Annotated in this window: 15 protein-coding genes and 2 pseudogenes; 6 read left to right on the forward strand and 11 right to left on the reverse strand. The window is 69.8% G+C overall.

The genetic code is table 11. From position 1 onward, the window contains the following. Positions 1–4 precede the first annotated feature (4 nt). Together bioA and H570_RS0110795 are read left to right on the forward strand one after the other, a co-directional pair. On the forward strand, positions 5–1465 hold the full coding sequence (bioA, locus tag H570_RS0110790; RefSeq protein ID WP_027080745.1) for an adenosylmethionine--8-amino-7-oxononanoate transaminase: 1461 nt from the start codon (positions 5–7) through the stop codon (positions 1463–1465). Positions 1466–1606: 141 nt separating this feature from the next. Continuing rightward, on the forward strand, positions 1607–2341 hold the full coding sequence (locus tag H570_RS0110795; RefSeq protein ID WP_027080746.1) for a 16S rRNA (uracil(1498)-N(3))-methyltransferase: 735 nt from the start codon (positions 1607–1609) through the stop codon (positions 2339–2341). 118 nt (positions 2342–2459) lie between these two features. On the opposite strand, the gene H570_RS0110800 is transcribed toward H570_RS0110795, so the two are convergent. The 3 genes from H570_RS0110800 to H570_RS19615 are packed head-to-tail and all read right to left on the reverse strand — an operon-like array spanning position 2460 to position 6958. Further along, entirely contained in the window at positions 2460–2957 is a 498-nt protein-coding gene (locus tag H570_RS0110800) for a chemotaxis protein CheW (protein WP_051176316.1), read from the reverse strand. Positions 2958–2970: 13 nt separating this feature from the next. After that, positions 2971–4542, reverse strand: coding sequence for a chemotaxis protein CheB (locus H570_RS18250; protein WP_156899955.1), 1572 nt, complete (start codon positions 4540–4542; stop codon positions 2971–2973). Next, positions 4535–6958: a response regulator gene (locus H570_RS19615; protein ID WP_425411567.1), complete on the reverse strand. Its 2424-nt coding sequence runs from the start codon at positions 6956–6958 to the stop codon at positions 4535–4537. The genes H570_RS18250 and H570_RS19615 overlap by 8 nt, the downstream gene beginning before the upstream one ends. Between H570_RS19615 and H570_RS19620 the strand changes: the two genes are divergently transcribed. Further along, on the forward strand, positions 6907–7893 hold the full coding sequence (locus tag H570_RS19620) for a pentapeptide repeat-containing protein (RefSeq protein ID WP_425411568.1): 987 nt from the start codon (positions 6907–6909) through the stop codon (positions 7891–7893). The two genes, H570_RS19615 and H570_RS19620, sit on opposite strands and share 52 nt — an antisense overlap. 730 nt (positions 7894–8623) lie before the next feature. Here H570_RS19620 and H570_RS19625 read toward each other — a convergent pair. The 5 genes and pseudogenes from H570_RS19625 to pilG form a co-directional block, all read right to left on the reverse strand. Then, positions 8624–10858 (reverse strand): annotated as a pseudogene (locus H570_RS19625) (FimL-related protein); the annotation flags it as partial. Between the two features lie 78 nt (positions 10859–10936). Then, entirely contained in the window at positions 10937–12958 is a 2022-nt protein-coding gene (locus H570_RS0110815) for a methyl-accepting chemotaxis protein (RefSeq protein ID WP_027080749.1), read from the reverse strand. 39 nt (positions 12959–12997) lie between these two features. Then, a complete protein-coding gene (locus H570_RS0110820) occupies positions 12998–13540 on the reverse strand; it encodes a chemotaxis protein CheW (protein WP_036136184.1) in 543 nt (180 codons plus the stop codon). Between the two features lie 53 nt (positions 13541–13593). Further along, complete coding sequence (locus H570_RS0110825) at positions 13594–13959, reverse strand: response regulator (protein ID WP_027080751.1); 366 nt, start codon at positions 13957–13959, stop codon at positions 13594–13596. Positions 13960–13978: 19 nt separating this feature from the next. Beyond that, positions 13979–14380 (reverse strand): twitching motility response regulator PilG, encoded by a 402-nt coding sequence (gene pilG / locus H570_RS0110830; RefSeq protein WP_027080752.1) that lies wholly within the window; start codon positions 14378–14380, stop codon positions 13979–13981. Between the two features lie 186 nt (positions 14381–14566). Between pilG and gshB the strand changes: the two genes are divergently transcribed. Together gshB and H570_RS0110840 are read left to right on the forward strand one after the other, a co-directional pair. Next, positions 14567–15523, forward strand: coding sequence for a glutathione synthase (gshB, locus tag H570_RS0110835; RefSeq protein ID WP_027080753.1), 957 nt, complete (start codon positions 14567–14569; stop codon positions 15521–15523). Between the two features lie 174 nt (positions 15524–15697). Further along, positions 15698–16573 (forward strand): energy transducer TonB, encoded by an 876-nt coding sequence (locus tag H570_RS0110840; RefSeq protein WP_027080754.1) that lies wholly within the window; start codon positions 15698–15700, stop codon positions 16571–16573. Between the two features lie 4 nt (positions 16574–16577). Here H570_RS0110840 and lepB read toward each other — a convergent pair whose 3' ends face one another. Next, on the reverse strand, positions 16578–17219 hold the full coding sequence (gene lepB / locus H570_RS0110845) for a signal peptidase I (protein ID WP_027080755.1): 642 nt from the start codon (positions 17217–17219) through the stop codon (positions 16578–16580). Positions 17220–17281: 62 nt separating this feature from the next. Next, positions 17282–17983 carry a tRNA (adenosine(37)-N6)-threonylcarbamoyltransferase complex dimerization subunit type 1 TsaB gene (gene tsaB, locus H570_RS0110850; protein WP_027080756.1) on the reverse strand — a complete coding sequence of 234 codons (702 nt, stop codon included), beginning with the start codon at positions 17981–17983 and terminating at the stop codon, positions 17282–17284. 129 nt (positions 17984–18112) lie between these two features. Between tsaB (H570_RS0110850) and H570_RS0110855 the strand changes: the two genes are divergently transcribed. After that, entirely contained in the window at positions 18113–18958 is an 846-nt protein-coding gene (locus tag H570_RS0110855) for a right-handed parallel beta-helix repeat-containing protein (RefSeq protein WP_027080757.1), read from the forward strand. On the opposite strand, the pseudogene tsaB (H570_RS19630) reads toward H570_RS0110855, so the two are convergent. Continuing rightward, a pseudogene (gene tsaB, locus H570_RS19630) lies at positions 18922–19641 on the reverse strand (tRNA (adenosine(37)-N6)-threonylcarbamoyltransferase complex dimerization subunit type 1 TsaB); the annotation flags it as partial. The gene H570_RS0110855 and the pseudogene tsaB (H570_RS19630) overlap by 37 nt on opposite strands. Between the last annotated feature and the right edge of the window lie 296 nt (positions 19642–19937).

A 19937-nucleotide genomic window follows, 5' to 3' on the forward strand; every position in this document is an offset into this window, starting at 1 on the left:
CGGGATGAATAAGAAGGCTCACGATGCGTCGATTCTAAACGACGCGGGCGCCCGCGCGGCCGCCGACTGGCGCTCGCGCGACCTGGCCGTGCTCTGGCATCCGTGCACGCAGATGCGCGAACACCCGGACACGCTGCCCTTGCTGCCGGTGGCGCGCGGCGAAGGCGCCTGGCTGGTCGGCCACGACGGCAGCCGCACGCTCGACGCGGTGAGCAGCTGGTGGACCAACCTATTCGGCCACGCCGAGCCGCGCATCGCCGAGGCCATCGCCCGCCAGGCGCGCACGCTGGAGCAGGTGATCCTGGCCGGCTGCTCGCACCCGCCGGCGGTGGAGCTGGCCGAGCGGCTGCTCGCGATCGCGCCGCGCCAGGCCGGGCGCGAGCCGCTGGCCAAGGTGTTCTACGCCGACAACGGTTCGGCCGGAGTCGAGGTCGCGCTGAAGATGGCCTTCCACTGGTTCCACAACCGCGGCGACGAGCCGCGGCGCACGCGGTTTGTTTCGCTGCGCAACAGCTACCACGGCGAAACCATCGGCGCGCTGTCGGTGGGCGACATCCCGCTGTACCGCCGCGTCTACGCGCCGCTGCTGCTCGAGCCGCTGTTCGCGCCCACGCCCGACGCCTACGCCGCGCGCGAGGGCCAGTCGGCCGCCGCCTGCGCGGAAGACGCCGCGGACGCGCTCGCCCGCCTGCTCGACGAGCACCCGGGCGAGGTCTGCGCGATGATCCTGGAGCCGCGGGTGCAGTGCGCGGGCGGCATGCGCATGCACGATCCGGTCTACCTCAGGCGCGTGCGCGAGCTATGCGATGTGCATGGCGTGTTGCTGATCGCCGACGAGATCGCGGTCGGCTTCGGCCGCACCGGCACCATGTTCGCCTGCGAACAGGCCCCCGCCGACCCTTGCGTTGGCGGGAACGGCGGTGTCCAGCCCGACCTGCTGTGCCTGTCGAAGGGCCTCACCGGCGGCTTCCTGCCGCTGTGCGCGGTGCTGGCCACGCAGGCGATCTACGACGGCTTCCTCGACGACTCGCGCGAGCGCGCCTTCCTGCATTCGCACAGCTACAGCGGCAACCCGCTGGCCTGCGCCGCGGCGATCGCGTCGCTGGACATCTTCGACAGCGACGACGTGCTGGTGCGCAACCGCGACACCGCGGCGAAGATGGCGAAGCTGGCTGCGCCGTTCGCCAGCCACCCGCTGGTGGCGGACGTGCGCCAGGCCGGGATGATCCTGGCGATCGAGCTGCACCCCGAACCCGGCGCCACCGAGGACGGCAACGCCGTGGAGATCGCCAACCGCCGCGGTCCGCGCATGTACCGCGCTGCGCTCGAACGCGGCGTGCTGCTGCGCCCGCTGGGCGACGTGCTGTACTGGATGCCGCCCTACTGCATCGACGACGGGCAGCTCGCGCTGCTCGCCGAGGCCACCGACGCGGCGATCGAGGCGGCGGCCGTTGACGTTGCCTGACAAGGCTTCTGGCCACGGATCGATACTCATGAACGCGGATGGAGCAAGAGCACTTGTAAGAACGCGCGGCGCACCTTTCTCTTTTCACCCGGTTTGTTCGTGTTTGTCCGTGTCCATCCGTGGCAAGGAAGGAGCTCCCCGGTGCGCATGAATCGTGCCTACATCGACGCGCCGCTCGCGGTCGCCACGCGCGCGCCGCTGCCCGACGGCGCCGCTGCGCATCTGCTGCGCGTATTGCGGCTGGGCGTTGGCGACGCCTGCGTGCTGTTCAACGGCGACGGCCACGACTACGACGCGCGGATCGTCGCCGCGGACAAGCGCGGAGGCGAAGTCGAGGTCATCGGCGTGCGCGCGGTCGCCAGCGAGTCGCCGCTGCGCATCCTCCTGGTGCAGGGCATCGCCCGCGGCGAGAAGATGGACTGGATCTTGCAGAAGGCGACCGAACTGGGCGTCGTCGGCTTCGTCCCCGTCAGTTCGGAACGCAGCGAAGTCCGGCTCGACGGCGAGCGCGCCGCCAGGCGCCTGGCGCACTGGCGCAGCGTGGTTGTCGCCGCCTGCGAGCAGAGCGGCCGCGCCGCTGTGCCCGGAGTGACGCCGCCACAGCCACTGGCGGCTGCGCTGGCGCAGCTGCCGCACGACGGCCTGCGCCTGACCCTGGATCCGGAAGCCGAAGGCAATATCGCAGCGCTGCCCGAGCCGGGTGAACGCCCCATCGTCATCGCCATCGGCCCCGAAGGCGGCTGGTCGCCGCGGGACCGCTCGGTCCTCGCCGACGCGGGCTTCAGCGGCGTGCGCCTCGGCCCGCGCATCCTGCGCACCGAAACCGCCGGCATGGCGGCGATCGTCGCGCTCCAGGCAAGATTCGGCGACCTGTAAGTTGGGGTGACAACCCCGGCGGTCCTGGCTTGCCTGTGGCTTCCGGCACGCGGGCGTCGGCGATGTCACCCCGACCTACGGAACAAGGGCTTTCGCTTGTGTCGGGCGCAATACCGGCCTACGCCGCCAATGCTTCCTGCAGCGAGGTTTCGACCACGCCGATGTCCGGGATCAGCGCCGCGTCGTCATTGAGCAGCACGCGGGCCTGCACGCCGTGAGGCAGCGGGCCGCGATCGCCGGCATCGGCCACCAGCGCGTCGCGCGACACCGTGACCAGCCGCGGGAACCCCTGCGTCAGCATTGCGAAATGCGCCAGCCTGGCGTCGCCGCCCAGCGCCTTGAGCACCACCACCTTGCTGCCCAGGCCGCCGCGTTCTTCGGCCAGCCCGGCGAGGCGCGCAAACGACACCAGCGGCAACTGCCAGCCGCGCCAGCGGATCCTGCCCAGCAGCCACGCCGGCGCATTGTCCAGCGGCTCCGGGTCGGCGTAGGACAGCACCTCGGAAATCGTCGCGTTGGGCAGCAGCAGTCGCGCACCCGCGACCTGGATCAACACGCCGCGGATGTCCTGGACGGAACTGTCGTGGCTGGGTGTGCCTTGGCTCGATGTGTTCATGGTTGCCTCGGTATCAGGACGGCCAGCGCCCGGCCAGCTGCCCGGCGAGTTCCGCCGGTGCCGCGACGGTGGCGCCGCGCGCGATCAGTGCATTCGATGCGGTCGCGTCGTAGCAGCCGTCCAGCGCCTGGCCGGCGACCAACAGCCCGGCCGGAACGTGCGCCATCGCCGTCTCGACGCTGTCCAGGCTGCTGCCGCTGAGCAGCAGCAGCGCGCTGTCTCCGGCGGGCAGCACGCCCAGCAGCGGGTGCGAGCCGGCGTCGTCGGCAACGAACAGCAGCCGCGCGCCCTCGCGTTCGAGCGACAGTTCAGGCGGCACGAAGTACACGGTGCCGGCATCCGCCGCCTGCCCGGCTTCCGCGAGCGCCACCGGCAGCTGCGCCGCGCGCGCCATCTGCTTGACCAGGCGATCGTAGCGGCCGCCGTCCAGGTGCAGCCGCACCAGCACCGGGCGCGGGAATCCTTCGGGGATCGCGGCAAGCAGCTGGCGCACCGCATCCGGTCCGCCAAGCCCGCCTTCCACCACCACCGCGCCGCGCTGGGGGCCGTGGCCGTAGCTGTCGACGTCCGCCAGCGACAATCCGGACACGCGCTGTTCGAGTGCCTCGAGGTCGATCGCGGGAGCCGTCTCCATCGCCGGCGCCAGGGCATCGCCGGGGTCGCCGGTTTCCAGCGATTCGACCGACGCCAGCAGCGCGTCGACGTCCACCAGTTCCAGCGTGGTACCGCGAGTCGCCGCAATGCCGTCGGTGCCGGCCGTGGTTCCGGGTTCCGCGCCCTCGAGATCGAGGCTCCCCGGGCCGGTGTCCAACTCCAGGCCTGCGTCGCCAAGACCATCGATCACGAACCCGCCGGCATCCCCGCCGGATTCGACGGCTTCGTCCATGTCGTCGGCGACGGCTTCGAAAGTCAGCGCATCGACGGACAGCGCGTCGAAGTCGATGCGGTCGTCCTCCGGTTCCGATGCTGCCTCCGGCAGTGGTTCGTCGGCGATTGCATAGTCCGGTTCCGGCGGCGGATCAGCCACTTCCTCGTCCACGAGCGCAAGTTCGCCGGCGATCCCGTCTTCCAGCCGGACCTCGGTCTCCGCCGGTTCCAGCCCGTCATCGCGGGGGACTTCGCCCGCGTGTCGCTGCGCTTCGTTCGCGAACGGCGCGATGTCCAGGCCGGCGGTGTCCGTCGGCGTCGGCAACGGGCCTGGCGAGGGCTGCAGGTCGCCATCGGCGTCCCAGCCCGGCGGCAACACGTCGTCGTGGTGGTGGAGCTTTGCGGCAAGGTGTCGAACCCAGCGCGCCGCGTCCCAGCCGCTGCGCTGCGCGGCCATTTCCGCCTCGTCGAAGATCACCGTGATGCCGGGGCTGGACAGCAGCGCCTCATAGCGTTCCAGCGCGTCCTCGACCGCCGGCTCCAGCGCCACCAGCACCGCTTGCGGACTGCTTGCGATTGCGTCGGCGGGATCCGAGGACGCCGGATCGGCGACCAGCACGATTTCCGCGCCGGCCTGCACGAGCGCGTCGCCGAGGCGATCGCGGGCCTCGCCCTGGCGCGCCAGCAGTATCACGCGGGGGGCGCTGCGCTCAGTCATCGCCACGCGGCTGCAGCTTGAGCAGTTCGTAGACGTTGCGCACGAGCTCGTTTTCCTGGTACGGCTTGCCGAGGTAGCGCTCGACGCCGATCTCGAAGGCGCGCTGGCGATGCTTCTCGCCGGTACGCGAGGTGATCATCACGATCGGCACGCTGCGCAGGCGCGGATCGGCCTTCATCGCGGTTGCCAGCTCGTAGCCGTCCATGCGCGGCATCTCGATGTCGAGCAGCATCAGGTCGGGCACGCGATCGGCCATCCGCTCAAGCGCGTCGATGCCGTCGCGGGCGCTGGCGACCTCGAAGTTGTGGCGTTCGAGCACGCGGCCGGTGACCTTGCGCATCGTCACCGAGTCGTCGACCACCATCACCAGCGGCACGTGGTGGACCACCGTGGCGGCCGCCGGCTCGACATCGCGCGGCTGCGCGGCGCGGCGGCGTACCAGCGGGGCGACGTCGAGGATCACCACGACGCTGCCGTCGCCCATGATCGTGGCGCCGAAGATGCCCGGAATCGAGGCGACCTGCGGCCCCACCGGCTTGACCACGATTTCGCGGCTGCCGACGATCTGGTCGACCGCCACCGCAGCGCGCAGGTCGCCGGAGCGGATCAGCAGCAGCGGCATCTGCAACTGGCCTTCGGCCTTGGCCACGCCGTGCCCGACCAGTCCACCGAGGTCGTGGACCAGGTACTCCTCGCCGCCGTAGCTGTAGCTCGCATCGGCCTTGCCGAACTCGTCGCGGCCGATGCGGCCGACGCCGCGCACCGAGGCAATCGGCACCGCGAAGCTGGTTTCGCCGATGCGCACGAAGACCGCCTGCGTGACGGCCAGCGTCTGCGGCAGGCGCAGGGTGAAGGTGGTGCCCTCGCCCGGGCGCGATGCGATGTCGAGCGTGCCGCCGAGCTGGCGTACTTCGCTGGCCACCACGTCCATGCCGACGCCGCGACCGGCCAGGCGGCTGACCTCGTCGACGGTGGAGAAGCCGGGTTCGAAGATCAACATGTCGAGGTCGCTGTTGGCCAGCACCGCGTCGGCGCGGACCAGCCCGCGCTCTTCGCCACGGCGGCGGATCGCGGCCCGGTCCAGGCCGCGCCCGTCGTCGCCGACTTCGAGCACGACTTCCGAACCCTCGCGGCGCACCGCGATGCGCACCACGCCCTCCTCTGGCTTCTTCGCGCCGCGCCGCTGCTCCGGGGTTTCCAGCCCGTGCGCAACCGCGTTGCGCAGCATGTGTTCCAGCGGCGCGGTCATGTGCTCGAGCACGCTGCGGTCGAGCTCGCCCTGGGCGCCATCGAGCTTGAGCTGCACTTGCTTGCCGGTCTCGCCGGCGGCCTGCCGAACCACGCGGCGCAGGCGCGGCACCAGCGCGTCGAACGGCACCATCCGCGTGCGCATCAGGCCCTGCTGCAGGTCGGAGCTCACGCGCGACTGCTGCAGCAGCAGGGTTTCGTACTGCCGGGTCAGGTCGTCGAGGGTGCCCTGCAGGCTCGACATGTCGGCCGCGGACTCGCCCAGCGCGCGCGACAGCTGCTGCAGGGTGGAGAAGCGGTCGAGTTCGAGCGGATCGAACGTGGCGTCGGCGGTTTCGTGCTCGCGCTGGTAACGGGCGATGATCTGCGCTTCGGTCTCGATGTCGAGCCGGCGCAGCTGGTCGCGCAGACGCATGTTGGTCTGCTCCATCTCGCCCATGGCGCTGCGGAAGGCGCCAAGCTGCTGCTCCAGGCGCGCGCGATAGATCGCGACCTCGCCGGCGTAGTTGACGAGCTGGTCGAGCAGGTCGGCGCGGATGCGCACCTGTTCCTGCGGCGCGCGCACGCTGATGTCGTCGTCGTCCGTGGGGACGGTGTCGCCGATCGGCGCGGACAGCGGCTTGAGCTCGGTCTCCACTGCCGGCGATGCCGGCGAAGACGTGGCAGCGGGCACAGGCGCGTCAGCCGGGGACGTGGGCTTGCCCAGCGCGCGGGCGTTGAATTCCTCGATCAGCGCCTCGGAAGGATCGATCGCGCGGCGCGCGCCGACCCGGGTGATCATCGCGTGCAGGCGGTCGAAGCCGCGCTCGAGCAGCGGGATGCCGTCGTGGCCGAGTTCGCCACGCAGTTCGACTACCGCCTCGAGCAGCGACTCCATGGCGTGGCCGAGTTCGCCCACGGCCATGATGCCGGCCATGCGCGCGCCGCCCTTGATGGTGTGCAGGTCGCGCTGCAGTCCCACCAGCGGTTCGCGCTCGGTCGGATTCTCGCGCAGCTGCGCCAGCAGTCCGTCGGAATGGTCGAGCAGGTCGCCCGCCTCCTCGACGAAGATGTCGACCAGTTCCGGGTCGAGGTCGCCGAGATCGAAGGCTTCGTCGGGGTCGCCGGAGGCAGCGAGTGCATCGGCGAGAATCGCCGCAACGGCAGGTTCGGCAGCGTCCCCGGCCAACTCGGTCGCCGGGATTTTCTCGACAGCCGCACGCGCAGCGTTCAGGCGCTCGGTTTCGAGATGCTCCGCTTCGAGGCGGTCCGCTTCGACACGCTCGGCTTCGAGACGTTCTGCTTCGAGACGTTCGACTTCGGCACGCTCGGCTTCGATGCGCTCTACTTCGAGGCGCTCCGCTTCTGCCCGTTCTGCGGCGAGGCGCGCGGCTTCGGCCTGTTCGGCTTCGAGACGTTCTGCTTCGACGCGTTCCGCTTCTGCCTGTTCCGCGGCAAGGCGCTCGGCTTCGGCCTGTTCACGGGCAAGACGGTCCGCCTCGGCGTACTCGGCTTCCAGTCGCGCGTATTCCTGCGCCTCTTCTTCGGCAGCGAGGCGCGCAGCCTCCGCCTGCTCGGCGGCCAGCCGGGACTCTTCCGCGATGCGCTCGGCTTCGAGGCGCCCGGTTTCGATGCGATCGATCTCCTCGCGCTCGGCGACAAGACGCGCAGCCTCCGCTTCCTCCGAAGCCCCTGCTTGCTGCTGCGCGATTTCCGCTTCGATGCGCTCGGCTTCGACGCGTTCGGCTTCGGCATGCTCGGCTTCGATACGCTCGGCTTCGGCGCGTTCGGCTTCGACGCGTTCGGCTTCGATGCGTTCGGCTTCGATACGCTCTGCTTCGGCGCGCTCGGCTTCGACGCGCTCGGCCTCGATACGTTCGACCTCGATACGTTCGGCCTCGATACGTTCGGCCTCGATACGTTCGGCCTCGATACGTTCGGCTTCGATGCGCTCGGCTTCGATGCGCTCGGCTTCGATGCGTTCGGCTTCGATACGCTCGGCTTCGGCGCGTTCGGCTTCGGCGCGCTCGGCTTCAACGCGCTCGGCTTCGATGCGCTCGGCTTCGCGCGCATCCTCGCCTGCAATCGTGCCGTCAAGCGCACCAGGATCGCTATAAGCTCTGAGGTCGTTGACGGTCAGTTCGGCGCCCGCATCGACCAGTCCGATGGGTTCGACCGGCTCGGGAACCGTCGCGGCCTCCATCGGCGCGGTCGCTTCCGGCAGGCTGTCGCGCAGCGCGGCCAGGCGCGCGGCCAGCGCGGCGCAGACCGGCACCTGCGGCGCGGGCGCATGCAGTGCTGCCACGGTGGCGCGGATCACGCCGGCCAGTTCGCCAAGCGCCACCACGCCTTCGTCGCTCGCGTTCCCGTGCGATGCGAGCAGGCGGCGGATGTAGGTCTCCGCCGGACTCAGCGCGTCGGTGATCGCCGGCACTTCGGTCATCGCGAAGGCGCCGTTCATCGTGTGCACGGCGCGCAGCAAGGCATCGTTCGCGGGGGTTGGCGCGGACTGCGCCTGCCCCAGCCAGGCGTCTACCGAGGACAGGTGGCCGGCCACCTCGGTGTCGAGGATTTCCAGCAACAGCGCATCCACCGAAGCAGGCACCGTGCCCTCGCCCAGCACGGCCTCGGAGGCAGGCGCCTCGGAGCCAGGCGCTTCGGACGCAGGCGCTTCGGGCTCCGCCGAGGCAATGATGATGTCGCCGGCAGCGGTGGTGTCGATCGCCTCCGCAACCGGCAAGGAAACGGGGGCCTCCTGCACCGGGAAGGCTTCCTCGCCTTCGGCGATCCGGTCGGCGAGCGCCTGCATGCCCGCGAGGTCGGCGCTGACCGCGGCGGTCCCGCGCAGCGCCGCAAGCAGTTGCGGCAGGGTGTAGAACGCCTGGTCGACCATGGCCACCACGGCCGGGCTGGCCGCGCGCGTGCCGTCGAGCACGCGGTTGAGCATGTTCTCGACCTTCCAGCTGAACTCGCCCAGCGCACGCGCGCCGACCAGGCGCCCGCTGCCCTTGAGCGTGTGGAACACGCGGCGGATCGGGCGCAGGCGCTCCATGTCGTCCGGGCGCTCGCGCCACACCGGCAGCATCCGGTCGAGGTTGTCGATCTCCTCCCCGAACTCTTCGAGGAACACCTCGCGGATCTCGTCGTCGATCTCGTCGCCGGTGGTTTCGAAACCGCCTGCGCCGCCCTGCCCGCTCGCCACCACGGGCACGGGCACGGGCGCAGGTGCCGCGTCGGCAGGCGTGGCGCGCACCGGATCGCTGCCCCGGTCGATGAAGGCGGCCACGTTGCGGTCGATGTCGTCGGCCAGCGCCTGTTCGGCGTCATGGCTGGTTTCCTCCACTTGCGCGGAAGCCTCCGGCGCGGGCTGCGCCTCCGGCAACGGCCAGTAGCCGAGCGATTCAAGGCTGCCGCGCGCGATCTCGAGGATGCTTTCGCGGTTGAGGCGGTTTTCGCGCAGCGCCTCGAGGTAGTACTCGAGGCTGGCCAGCGCGTCCGCGAAGGTGTCGAGCTGGCGTCCATTGGGCACGCGCTTGCGGCCGAGCAGTTCGACCTCGGTGTACATGCGCACGCCGGCCAGGTACGCGGCGGCCTGCGGCAGTTCGAGCATCGCCATGGCGCCGGCGACTTCCTGCAGCAGTCGCGGCACCTCGATCAGTTCCGAGTGGTCCCAGCTGGTCTCGACGAAGGCGACGAAGGCCTGGCGCGCATCGGCGAAGTTGGCGATCGCCTCGCGGGCGATGACTTCGAGCACCTTGCGCGACTCGTTCGAGAACAGGTCGTCCTGGTTGCCGCCGGCCCCGGCGTCGCTGTCGCCGAGGCGCGCGACCTGGTCGTCGAGGGTGGCGTCGACATAGAGCAGCGCGCCGGCGACGTCGAGCAAGGCGCCCTCGTCGGCGACACGGTCGCCGCGGACGATCGCGTCCATCGCGTCGCGCTGCTGCTGCACCACGTTGCGCGCCACGCCAAGCCCGAGCATGCCCAGGGTGTCGGCGACGCGTCCGAGCGCTTCGACCTGCGGCTGCAGGGCGGCGACATCCGGGGCGTTGGCGCGCAGGTGCAGGTCGAGCACGTCCTTGACCCGCAGCAGGTCCTCCTTCACCGCCGCGGACACGGTGTCGAGCAGCGCGCGGTTGCGCCCGCTCAGGCTGCCCTGGGCGTGGCTGATCTCGCTTTCGGTGGGCTGCGCGGCGTCGAGGTCGAACGTCTCGCGCAGCTCCTGCAGCGCCGGGTGGCGCGCCGAGGCCGGCAGGCCGGCGTCGGCATGGGCAACGTGGTAGAGCAGCTGGCGGGTCGGCTCGAGCGTGGTTTCCGGCCGCGGGATGCCGAAGCCGTCGTCCTCGAACTGCCGCCGCGCCTCGCGCTGCACGCTGGCGAAGGCCTGGCGCAGGCCTGCCGATGGCTTCAGCGCACCGTCGCGCAGTGCCGTGGCGACGGAACCGGCGACCCACAGCATGCGCCGCGTCTCGTCCTGCTCGGTCCGCACGAACAGCGCGTCGATGACCGCGCCGATCTCCTCGGAATCCTTCGGCGCGCCGTCCTCGGGCCATTGGGCGATCGCCGCGGAAAGGCGTTCGAGCAGCGGCAGGACTTCGGCGTTGCGGGCACGGCCCGAAGCGGCGGCCGGCAGGCCCGACGGCAGTGGCCGCGCGAGGTCGGGCGCGAACAGCACGCTTTCGCTCAGGCCGGCTTCGCCGCGCGCCGCGCGCAGTTCGTTGAGCAGCGGCAACAGGACGATCGGGATGTCCTTGTGGCCGCTTTGCAGGCGCTCCAGGTAATCGGGCAGCAGCACCACGCCGCGCATCAGCGTTGCGCAGGCGCCGTCGCGGTCGCCGACCTCGCCAAGCTGCAGCGCCTGGGCGAGGCGCTCCATTTCCTCGGTGACCATCGCCGGCGCGTACAGCTCGACCATGCGCAGCGTGCCCTGCACCTGGTGCAGGTAGCTGGCGCAGAAGCGCATGCGGCTGGTGTCGGCGGGATCGTCGACGAAGCCCTCGATCTCGATCCGCGCCTGGCGCAGGGTTTCGTCGAGCTCCGGCTTCACCCAGCCCAGCGTGGTGTAATCGATCGCGTCGCGCAGCGCAGTCATCGCACGCCTCCGTGGAGGCCCGCGCACGCGCTGCTGCGATGGTTGGCGATGCCCGTCATGCTATCGATCGTCCCGCGCTCAGGCCGGCAGCTTGAAGTCGGCGACCGAACGGCGCAGGTCGGCGGCGAGCTGGGCCAGGTTGCCGATCGACTCGGCGGTCTGGTTGGCGCCCTGCGAGGTCTGCGCGGTGATCGACTGGATGGTGTTCATCGTCGCGGTGATGTTGGTCGCCGCCGCCGACTGCTGCTGCGACGCACTGGAGATGCCTTCAATCAGCGCGGCGAGGCTGGACGACACGTTTTCGATCTCGCCCAGCGCGGTACCCGCGTCCTCGGCCAGGCGCGCACCGGCCACCACCTCGGACGTCGTCTGCTCCATCGAGCTGACCGCCTCGTTGGTGTCGGCCTGGATCGCCTGGACCAGCGATTCGATGCGCTTGGTCGCGTTGGACGAGCGTTCGGCCAGTCGCTGCACTTCGTCGGCCACCACCGCGAACCCGCGGCCCGCCTCGCCCGCCGACGCCGCCTGGATGGCCGCGTTGAGCGCGAGGATGTTGGTCTGTTCGGAGATGTCGTTGATCAGTTCGACGATCGAGCCGATTTCCTGCGACGACTCGCCCAGGCGCTTGATGCGCTTGGAGGTTTCCTGGATCTGGTCGCGGATCGAGTCCATGCCGGCGATCGTCTCGCGCACCACGCCCGCGCCCTTGGTCGCGATCTGCACCGAGCGCTGGGCCACGTCGGCCGACTCGGCGGAGTTCCTCGACACCTGGTTGATGCTGGCGGCGATTTCGTTGATGCGGTCCGACGCGGAGTTGATCTCCTGCGCCTGGTGTTCGGCGGCCTCGGCCAGGTGCATGGCGGTGGCCTGCGTTTCCTGTGCGCTCGACGCCACCTGCACCGAGGTGTCGTTGATCGTCTGCACCAGGCTGCGCAGCTGCTCGACGGCGAAGTTGATCGAGTCGGCGATCGCGCCGGTCATGTCCTCGGTCACGGTCGCCTTCACCGTGAGGTCGCCCTCGGCGAGCGAACCCATTTCGTCCAGCAGGCGCATGATCGCCTCCTGGTTGCGGTTGTTGAGTTCCATCGTGGTTTCGTAGCGCTGCCGCTGCGCGCGGTTGATGCTGAAGATCAAGCCGACGATCGACAGCAGCGCCAGCAGGCCGAACACGATGCTGATCCAGATGTTGCCCAGCAGGCTCTTGTCGCGCAGCGAGCCGAATGCGGTGAAGGCCTGGAACAGGTCGCGGCTGTCAGCCAGCAGCTTGTCCGAGCCGCTGGTGAGCGAAGCAGCCGCGTTCTGCGCGCTGAACAGCTTCTGCGAGCTGCCCAGGATCGCGTCGAGGTCCTTCTTCATCGTCGCCCACTGCGCGGTGGCCTGGTTGAGCGCGGCCACGGCGCTGGAGTTCGACAGCGCCTGCACGTTCATCGCCTGGTCGCCGGACTTCAGGCCCGCCAGCACCTGCTCGAACACGTTGGCGTCGCGCGCCAGCGCCTGCCCCGCGACCGCGGCGCCGGGGCCGCCGGCGCGGACTTCGGTCACGCGACGGGCCAGGTTGCCGGCCAGCACGTTCTGGCGCAGCGCGATGTAGATCTGCGACGACGGCGAGCCGCTGGAGGACATCGCGCGCACCACCTCGTCGAGCTGCGCCTGCAGCTGCGGGATGCCCTGGCCGAAGCGGTCGGCGTTGCCGGCCAGCGCGAGCACCGCGGCTTCGCTGGCGATCACGTCGTCGGCGTTCTTCGCCAGCGGCGCCCAGGTCTGGGCGACCTTGGCGATCGGGCCGGACACGCCGGTGGTCTCGCCGAAGTTGCTGGTGAGGCCACTGATGTCGGAATCGACCTCGGCCTTGGTGGCCTTGAACGCGGTGAACGCCTCGCGGTTGCCTTCAACCGCTTCGCGGCCCTGGTTGGCCAGTCGCTGCGAGTTGAGCTGCAGGTTCGACGCCGAGGTACTGGCGCCACCGAGCCGGGCGGCCTTCCACGTGGCGTAGCCGGTGTTCGCGCCGAACACGACCAGTGAGATCGCCAGCACGATCAGCCAGAAGTTGGTACCCATGTTGCGGCCCTTGCCGGCAACGGTGTCCATAACAGTGCTCATGATGTGACCCCTGGTCCTGCGGTGCGTGCTGTGCGGCGATCAGGCCGCGGCTTGTCTGAATTCGGGTGTGCGGGCCAGCCGGTCCAGGCTGAAGATCCCCCACGCGTGGTCGGCCAGGCGATAGGCCCGGTCGACGAAGTGCGCGTAGCGTCCATCGGTGAGCGCGGTTGCGGGCAGTTCGTCCGGCGCAAGCGCCTGTTCCTCGACGAACGAACGCTGCCCGAACAGTTCGTCGATCGTGACCGCGACGTCGCCCCCGGGCTGGCGCACGATCAGTACCCGCTGGCTTTCATGCAGCACGGTGCGCTCGCCTTCGAGGAACTGCTTGAGGTCGACGGTAGGCAACAGGTTGCCGCGGATATTGGCCACGCCCAGCATCCACGGCTGCGAACCCGGCACCGGGGTGACCTGCGGCATCGGCAGGATCTCGACCACCTCGTCGAAGCCCGACGCCAGCCTGCGCTGGCCGATGCGATAGCCGACGCCGCGCCACAGGCCCGGCGCGTCGAGCTGCTCGGGCAGGCCGGCGACGTGGGCCAGGCTCTTGCGCTCGTACTCGAGCAGGATCGCGAACGGATCCATCGGCGCGGGCACGGCGGGCGCGGCGTGGCGGTCGTGGTGGCGACGGCCCATCGTCAGCTACCGAGCAACTCGTTGATGCGGGCGATCAGCGCGCCTTCGTCCGGCGGCTTGACGATGTAGTCTCGCGCGCCCTGGCGCATGCCCCAGGCCTTGTCGGTCTCCATGCCCTTGGTGCTCACGATCAGCACCGGAATCTGGCTGGTGGCGCCATCGCGCGACAGCGCGCGCGTGGCCTGGAAGCCGTTCATGCCCGGCAGCACCACGTCCATCAGGACCAGGTCGGGCAGCTCGCGCTTGCAGGTCTCGATGCCGTCCTCGGCGCTGTGCGAGGACAGCACCTCGTGGCCGTTGCGTTGCAGCATCTGGGTCAGCACCGCCGTATCGGTCGGTGAGTCCTCGATCAACAGGATTCTTGCCATGTGGTGCCTGTCCCCCCGGTCAGGCGTTGACGTGCTTGCGGATGGCGTCGAGGAGTTCCTCGCGCGTGAATGGTTTGGTGACGTACTGCTCGGAGCCCACGATGCGGCCGCGCGCCTTGTCGAACAGGCCGTCCTTGGACGACAGCATGATCACCGGCGTGTGCTTGAACATCTGGTTGTTCTTGATCAGCGCGCAGGTCTGGTAGCCGTCCAGGCGCGGCATCATGATGTCGACGAAGATGATCTGCGGCTTCTGGTCGGCGATCTTGGCCAGCGCCTCGAAACCATCGGTCGCGGTCGTGACCTCGGCACCCTCGCGCTTGAGCAGGGTTTCCGCGGTCCGGCGGATGGTTTTCGAGTCGTCGATCACCATCACCCGCAAGCCTCCGAGGCTGCCGGCGCGACTGTCGTCTTGCGTCATCTTCGTATTCCCCTCGTGCGCAGCGCTTCGTGAATGCCGGCGCCGCTGCAGACCGTCTTATATCCCAGTCGGACGCCACACTGTCAAGCATCCGCGCCAATGCGGTCTGGCTAAATGCCACGGAGTGCGCAACATGCTCCCGGACGCCTGTTAACATTTGTCAGAATCTGCCGCGGAACGCTGGAAATGCCTCTCGACGTCATGGTGGTGATGGATCCGATCGGGTCGATCAAGATCGCCAAGGATTCAACCTTCGCCATGCTGCTGGAAGCGCAACGGCGCGGCCACCGCCTGCACTACGTCATCCCCGGGGGGCTGTCGATGCAGGGCGGGCAGGCCGTGGCGCAGGTTGCACCGCTGGCGGTGCGGGACGATCCGCAAGGCTGGTTCGAACTGGGACAACCATCACACCGGATCCCGGGGCCGGGCGACGTGGTGCTGATGCGCAAGGACCCCCCGGTCGACGCCGACTACATCCACGACACCCAGCTGCTGGGCTTCATGCAGCGCCAGGGCGCGCTGGTGGTCAACGATCCGCAGGGCCTGCGCGACTTCAACGAGAAGCTCGCCGCGCTGGAGTTCCCGCAGTGCTGCCCGCCTACCCTGGTCAGCCGCGACGCCGCCGCGCTCAAGGCCTTCGTCGGCGAACACGGCGACGCGGTGCTCAAGCCGCTCGACGGCATGGGCGGGCGCTCGATCTTCCGCGTCCGCGCCGGCGAATCCAATCTCAACGTCATCCTCGAGACGCTCACCGACGGCGGCCGCCACCTGGCGATGGCGCAGCGCTACCTGCCGGAGATCGTCGACGGCGACAAGCGGATCCTGCTGGTCGACGGCGAACCGGTCGACTACTGCCTGGCGCGGATCCCGCAGGGCGACGAGTTCCGCGGCAACCTGGCCGCCGGCGGCCGCGGCGAGGGTCGCCCGTTGACCGAGCGCGACCGCTGGATCGCCGCCCAGGTCGGCCCGCGGATGCGCGAGCGCGGGATGCGCTTCGTCGGCCTGGACGTGATCGGCGACTGGCTGACCGAGGTCAACGTCACCAGTCCCACCTGCATCCGCGAGCTGGATGCGCAGTTCGGGCTGAACATCGCCGGGACGCTGTTCGACGCAATCGAAGCCGGAGCGCCCGCGGCCCCATGAGCCGCATGGGCGTTGCCGCGATCCGGGCGAACGCGTTCCCGGCCACGGATTTGCGCGGATGAGCGCGGACAGCGCATCCCCGCCTGCCGCGAACACGTGGAACCGGTCCGGACGACGCGCATCGCCTGGCCGGTGTTCGCCAGCGCCCGTCCGTGGCAGAGTCTGCGCCATCCCATGAGCGCCATCCTTCCGACGCCCGCCATCGGCGACCGCCAGCGCCTGAGCGCGACCATGGTGCTGTCGCTGCTGCTGCACGGCATGCTGATCCTCGGCGTCGGCTTCGCGCTGGACGATGCGGCGCCGGTGCTGCCGACGCTGGACGTGATCCTGACCCAGACCTCCACCGAACTGACCCCGAAGCAGGCCGACTTCCTCGCCCAGGCCAACAACCAGGGCGGCGGCGAGGACGAGAAGACCAACCGCCCGCGCGACGCCCAGGCCGGCGTGGTCGCGCAGGCCGAATCCGGCGTCGCGCCGCGGCCGATGCGCGCGCAGTCGCCGTCGGTGCAGCCGCCGCCCGAGGCGCGCGTCATCAGCAGCATGCGCGCCGAAGAGGCGATGCCGACGCCGGATTCGCGTCCGCAGGCCGACGAAACGCCGCTGCCGCGCGGGCAGGAGAAGATCGACCACGACCTGGCGATGGCGCGGCTGGCGGCCGAGATCCACCTGCGCTCGGAGCGCTACGCCAAGCGCCCGAAGCGCAAGTTCGTCTCGGCCAGCACCACTGAATACGCCTGGGCCGGCTACCTGCGCGCCTGGGTGGACCGGGTGGAGCGCGTGGGCAACCTCAACTATCCCGACGAGGCCCGGCGCCGGAAGCTCGCCGGCACCCTGGTGATCAGCGTGGCGATCCGCCGCGACGGGTCGGTGGAGCGCGCCGACGTGATCCAGTCCAGCGGCATCAAGCTGCTCGACGCCGCCGCGCTGCGGATCGCGAAGCTCGCCGAGCCCTACCCGCCGCTGCCCAGGACCGACGAGAACATCGACGTCCTGCACGTGACGCGCACCTGGAACTTCCTGCCCGGCGGCGAACTGCTCGACGAACGCTGAGCGGTCACAGCGACTTCCACACAGGCCCCTCGCCGCGCCGCCAGAACACGCCGAGGGCGCGCGCATACAGGGCCGAGGCCGGCACCAGGCCGAAATAGCGGCCGTCGATGCTGTTGCCGCGATGGTCGCCGACCACCAGCACCTGGCCCGGCGGCACGACCAGGCCCTCGATGTCCGGGCCGCCGCCCATGTCGAGGTTCAGGCGTGCGGCGCGCGCGCCGAAGTGTTCCACGCCGGGCACTGCGGGATCGGCCAGCGCTTCGCCGTTGATCGACAGGTGGCCGTCCGCCAGCACCACGCGGTCACCGCCCACCGCGACCACGCGCTTGATCAGCCGCACGCCGTCGCGCGGCGACTTGAACACCGCGACGTCGCCGCGCCGCGGGGCATCGCGCGGTACCAGGGTCACGTTGGTGAAGGGCAGGCGCACGCCGTACGCGCTCATGTCGACCATCACGTGGTCGCCGGGCATCAGCGTGTACTCCATCGAACCGCTGGGCACGCTGTAGTGGTTGGCGAACGAAGTCCGCGCAACCGCCAGCAGCACCAGCATCACCAGCAGCTGGCGGCCTTCGCCGAGCAGCCAGCCGCGCAAGCCGCGTGCCCGCGGCTTCCCGTGATCGTCCCTCGCGCCGGAATTGGCCATGCCGCCTCCTCCCCGATGATGGTCAAGGCAGTGACCGGCGCCGGCTCGCGATGGTTCCCCGCTCAGCGCGAATCGCGCAGGGCCTGCTGCTCGGCCAGCGTCAGGGCGACGTTGTCGCGCAGGTAGGCCGGCTCGATGCGTTCGGGCGGCAGCGCCTCGCCGCGCGCGAAGGCGACGGCCGCAAGCCGGGCCACGTCGGCGGCATGCGGCAGCGCGGTGGCGTCGACGCTCGCCAATCGCGCACCCAGGCCAGCCTGCAGCGCGGCCCCGACGGCGGCGAAGCCGGTACCGACACCGTGCCAGTCGCCAGCGCCATCGGGCAGCTCGACCGCTCCGGGCACCGAAACGGTTTCCTTCGACACGGCAGCCAAGTCGTCCCCGCGCCGCTCGAACGCGCCCGAATACACCTCGCCCATGCGCGCATCGATCGCGGCGAGGATGCGGGTCGCGTCGCTGCGCGCACCTGCCGCAAGCGCCGCGAGCGTGGAGACGGACACCACCGGCCGGTCGAGCGCGAGCGCGATGCCCTGGGCGATCGCGATCGCCAGGCGCACGCCGGTGAACGCGCCCGGCCCGCGCCCCACCGCGATGGCATCGAGCTGCGCCTTCGCCACGCCGGCCTCGGCCAGAAGCTGCTGCGCCCACGGCAGGGCCAGCTCGGCATGGCGCCGCGGCGCGACCTCGAAACGCTCGCGCACGTCGCCGTCAATCCAGACGGCAACCGAGCAGGCTTCGGTGGCGGTTTCGAATGCGAGCAGTTTCATGCGTTGGATCTTCGCGCGTCTTTTGAACTAGCGTACTCGTCTTGCAGGCCGAAATGGCCGGAACAGGGCGATTTTTGCGTTTGGACTTTGAATATCACGGGGACTGGTCCCGAACACAAGGAGCGTCACATGAAGCAAGTCGTTTCCCTTCTCGCCCTCGCCACCGCATGCGCGCTCACGCCGGCAAAGGCTGAAACCACGCGCTGCACCGAGATCACCAGCCTCCCGGCGACGATCACCACCCAGGGTGCCTACTGCCTGCACAAGGACCTGAGCACCAACGTCAACAGCGGCGCGGCAATCGAGATCAAGACCAACAACGTGACGCTCGACTGCAACGGCTGGAAGGTCGGCGGCCTGTCCGCCGGGATTTCGACCGATGCCCGAGGCATCTACGCATCGAACCGCCAGAACATCACGATCCGCAACTGCGGCGTGCGCGGGTTCCGGACCGGAATCTACATCGGCGGTGGCGCAGGACATCTGATCGAAGACAACCGGGTGGACAACAGCACTGGGGTTGGAATCCAGCTTTCGGGCGATGCCATCACCATGCGCCGCAACCGGATCATCGATACCGGCGGGAAGCCCGGCAGCGTCTCTAGCTACGGAATTTACCTCTCAGGTACCGGCACGTCGATCAGCGACAATCAGGTGGTCAACGTGACCGTGACCGGAGACAGCAGCGGTAACGGCTACGTTTATGGAATTGTATTCACCGGCACAGGACACGAGATCGCGCGCAACCAGCTCATCAACATCATCCCTGCCGGCACGGGAAAAGCTTATGGCACCTATGGTGGTGGCGGCACCACTGTCTCGCTGCGCGACAACACGGCAATGAACCCCACGCCGACCAGCGGCACGGGCATTGACGGGGGCGATAGCGTCTCCCAATGCAGGGGCAACATGTCGCGCGGATTCACCACGGCGCTTGCTTACTGCACCGACGTCTCCGGCAACGCCGGCACCTGAGCCAGCCCTGCGCCGCCGTGCCCCGGCTGCGTGCCGGGGCACGGTGCGCGAACCTGCAGGCAATGTCCTGCAGATGTATCCAGCAGGCGGCAACGCCACGCATGACAGCAGCGGTCCGGCCGCTGCGACGACCTGGAGAATGCCCCGGTCGTCGCACCGCGACCTGCTGGGGGATCAGCCGAAGAGGCTTCGCGCGATCGCGGCGCGACCGCCGACCATCGGCACGACGGGACGAAGATTTCTCCGAAGCCGACTTTTCGGCCAGTCGGCCGGGGACCCAACCCAAGCCGCAGGTCGGGGCGACGCCCCCGACGATCCGGAACCCGGACGGCCATGGGCGTCGGGGACGCCGCCCCGACCTGCGCGAAGAACGCCTCCACGTCGGCGACGTCGCGCGACGCACCGCTGCGCGCACCTGCCGCAAGCGCCGCGAGCGTGGAGACGGGCGCCACCGGCCGGTCGAGCGCCAGCGCCCCGCCTTGGGCGATCGCGATCGCCAGGTGCACGCCGGTGAACGCGCCCGGCCCGCGACCCACCGCGATGGCACCGAGCTGCGCCTTCGCCACGCCGGCCTCGGCCGGAAGCTGCTGCGCCCACGGCAGCGCCAGCTCGGCGTGGCGCCGCGGCGCGACCTCGAAGCGCTCGCGCCCGGCGCCATCGCCCCAGACCGCGGCCGGGCAGCTTCGGCGGCGATTTCGATGCGAGCAGCCTCATGCCTTGGATCTTCGCGCTCCGCTTGAACTCGCGGACTTGGTTTCGATGGCCGGAATGGCCCGAATACGGCGATTCCTGCATCTGAAGCCATGAATACCTCTCCCGAACAAAGGAGCGTCACATGAAGCATGTCATTGCCCTTCTCGCCCTGGCCAGCGCGTGCGCCCTCGCGCCGGCAAAGGCTGAAACCACGCGCTGCACCGAGATCACCAGCCTCCCGGCGACGATCACCACCCAGGGTGCCTACTGCCTGCACAAGGACCTG

Origin of the sequence: Luteimonas mephitis DSM 12574 (assembly GCF_000422305.1) — a bacterium.
In the GTDB taxonomy this organism is placed as follows: Bacteria; Pseudomonadota; Gammaproteobacteria; order Xanthomonadales; family Xanthomonadaceae; genus Luteimonas; species Luteimonas mephitis.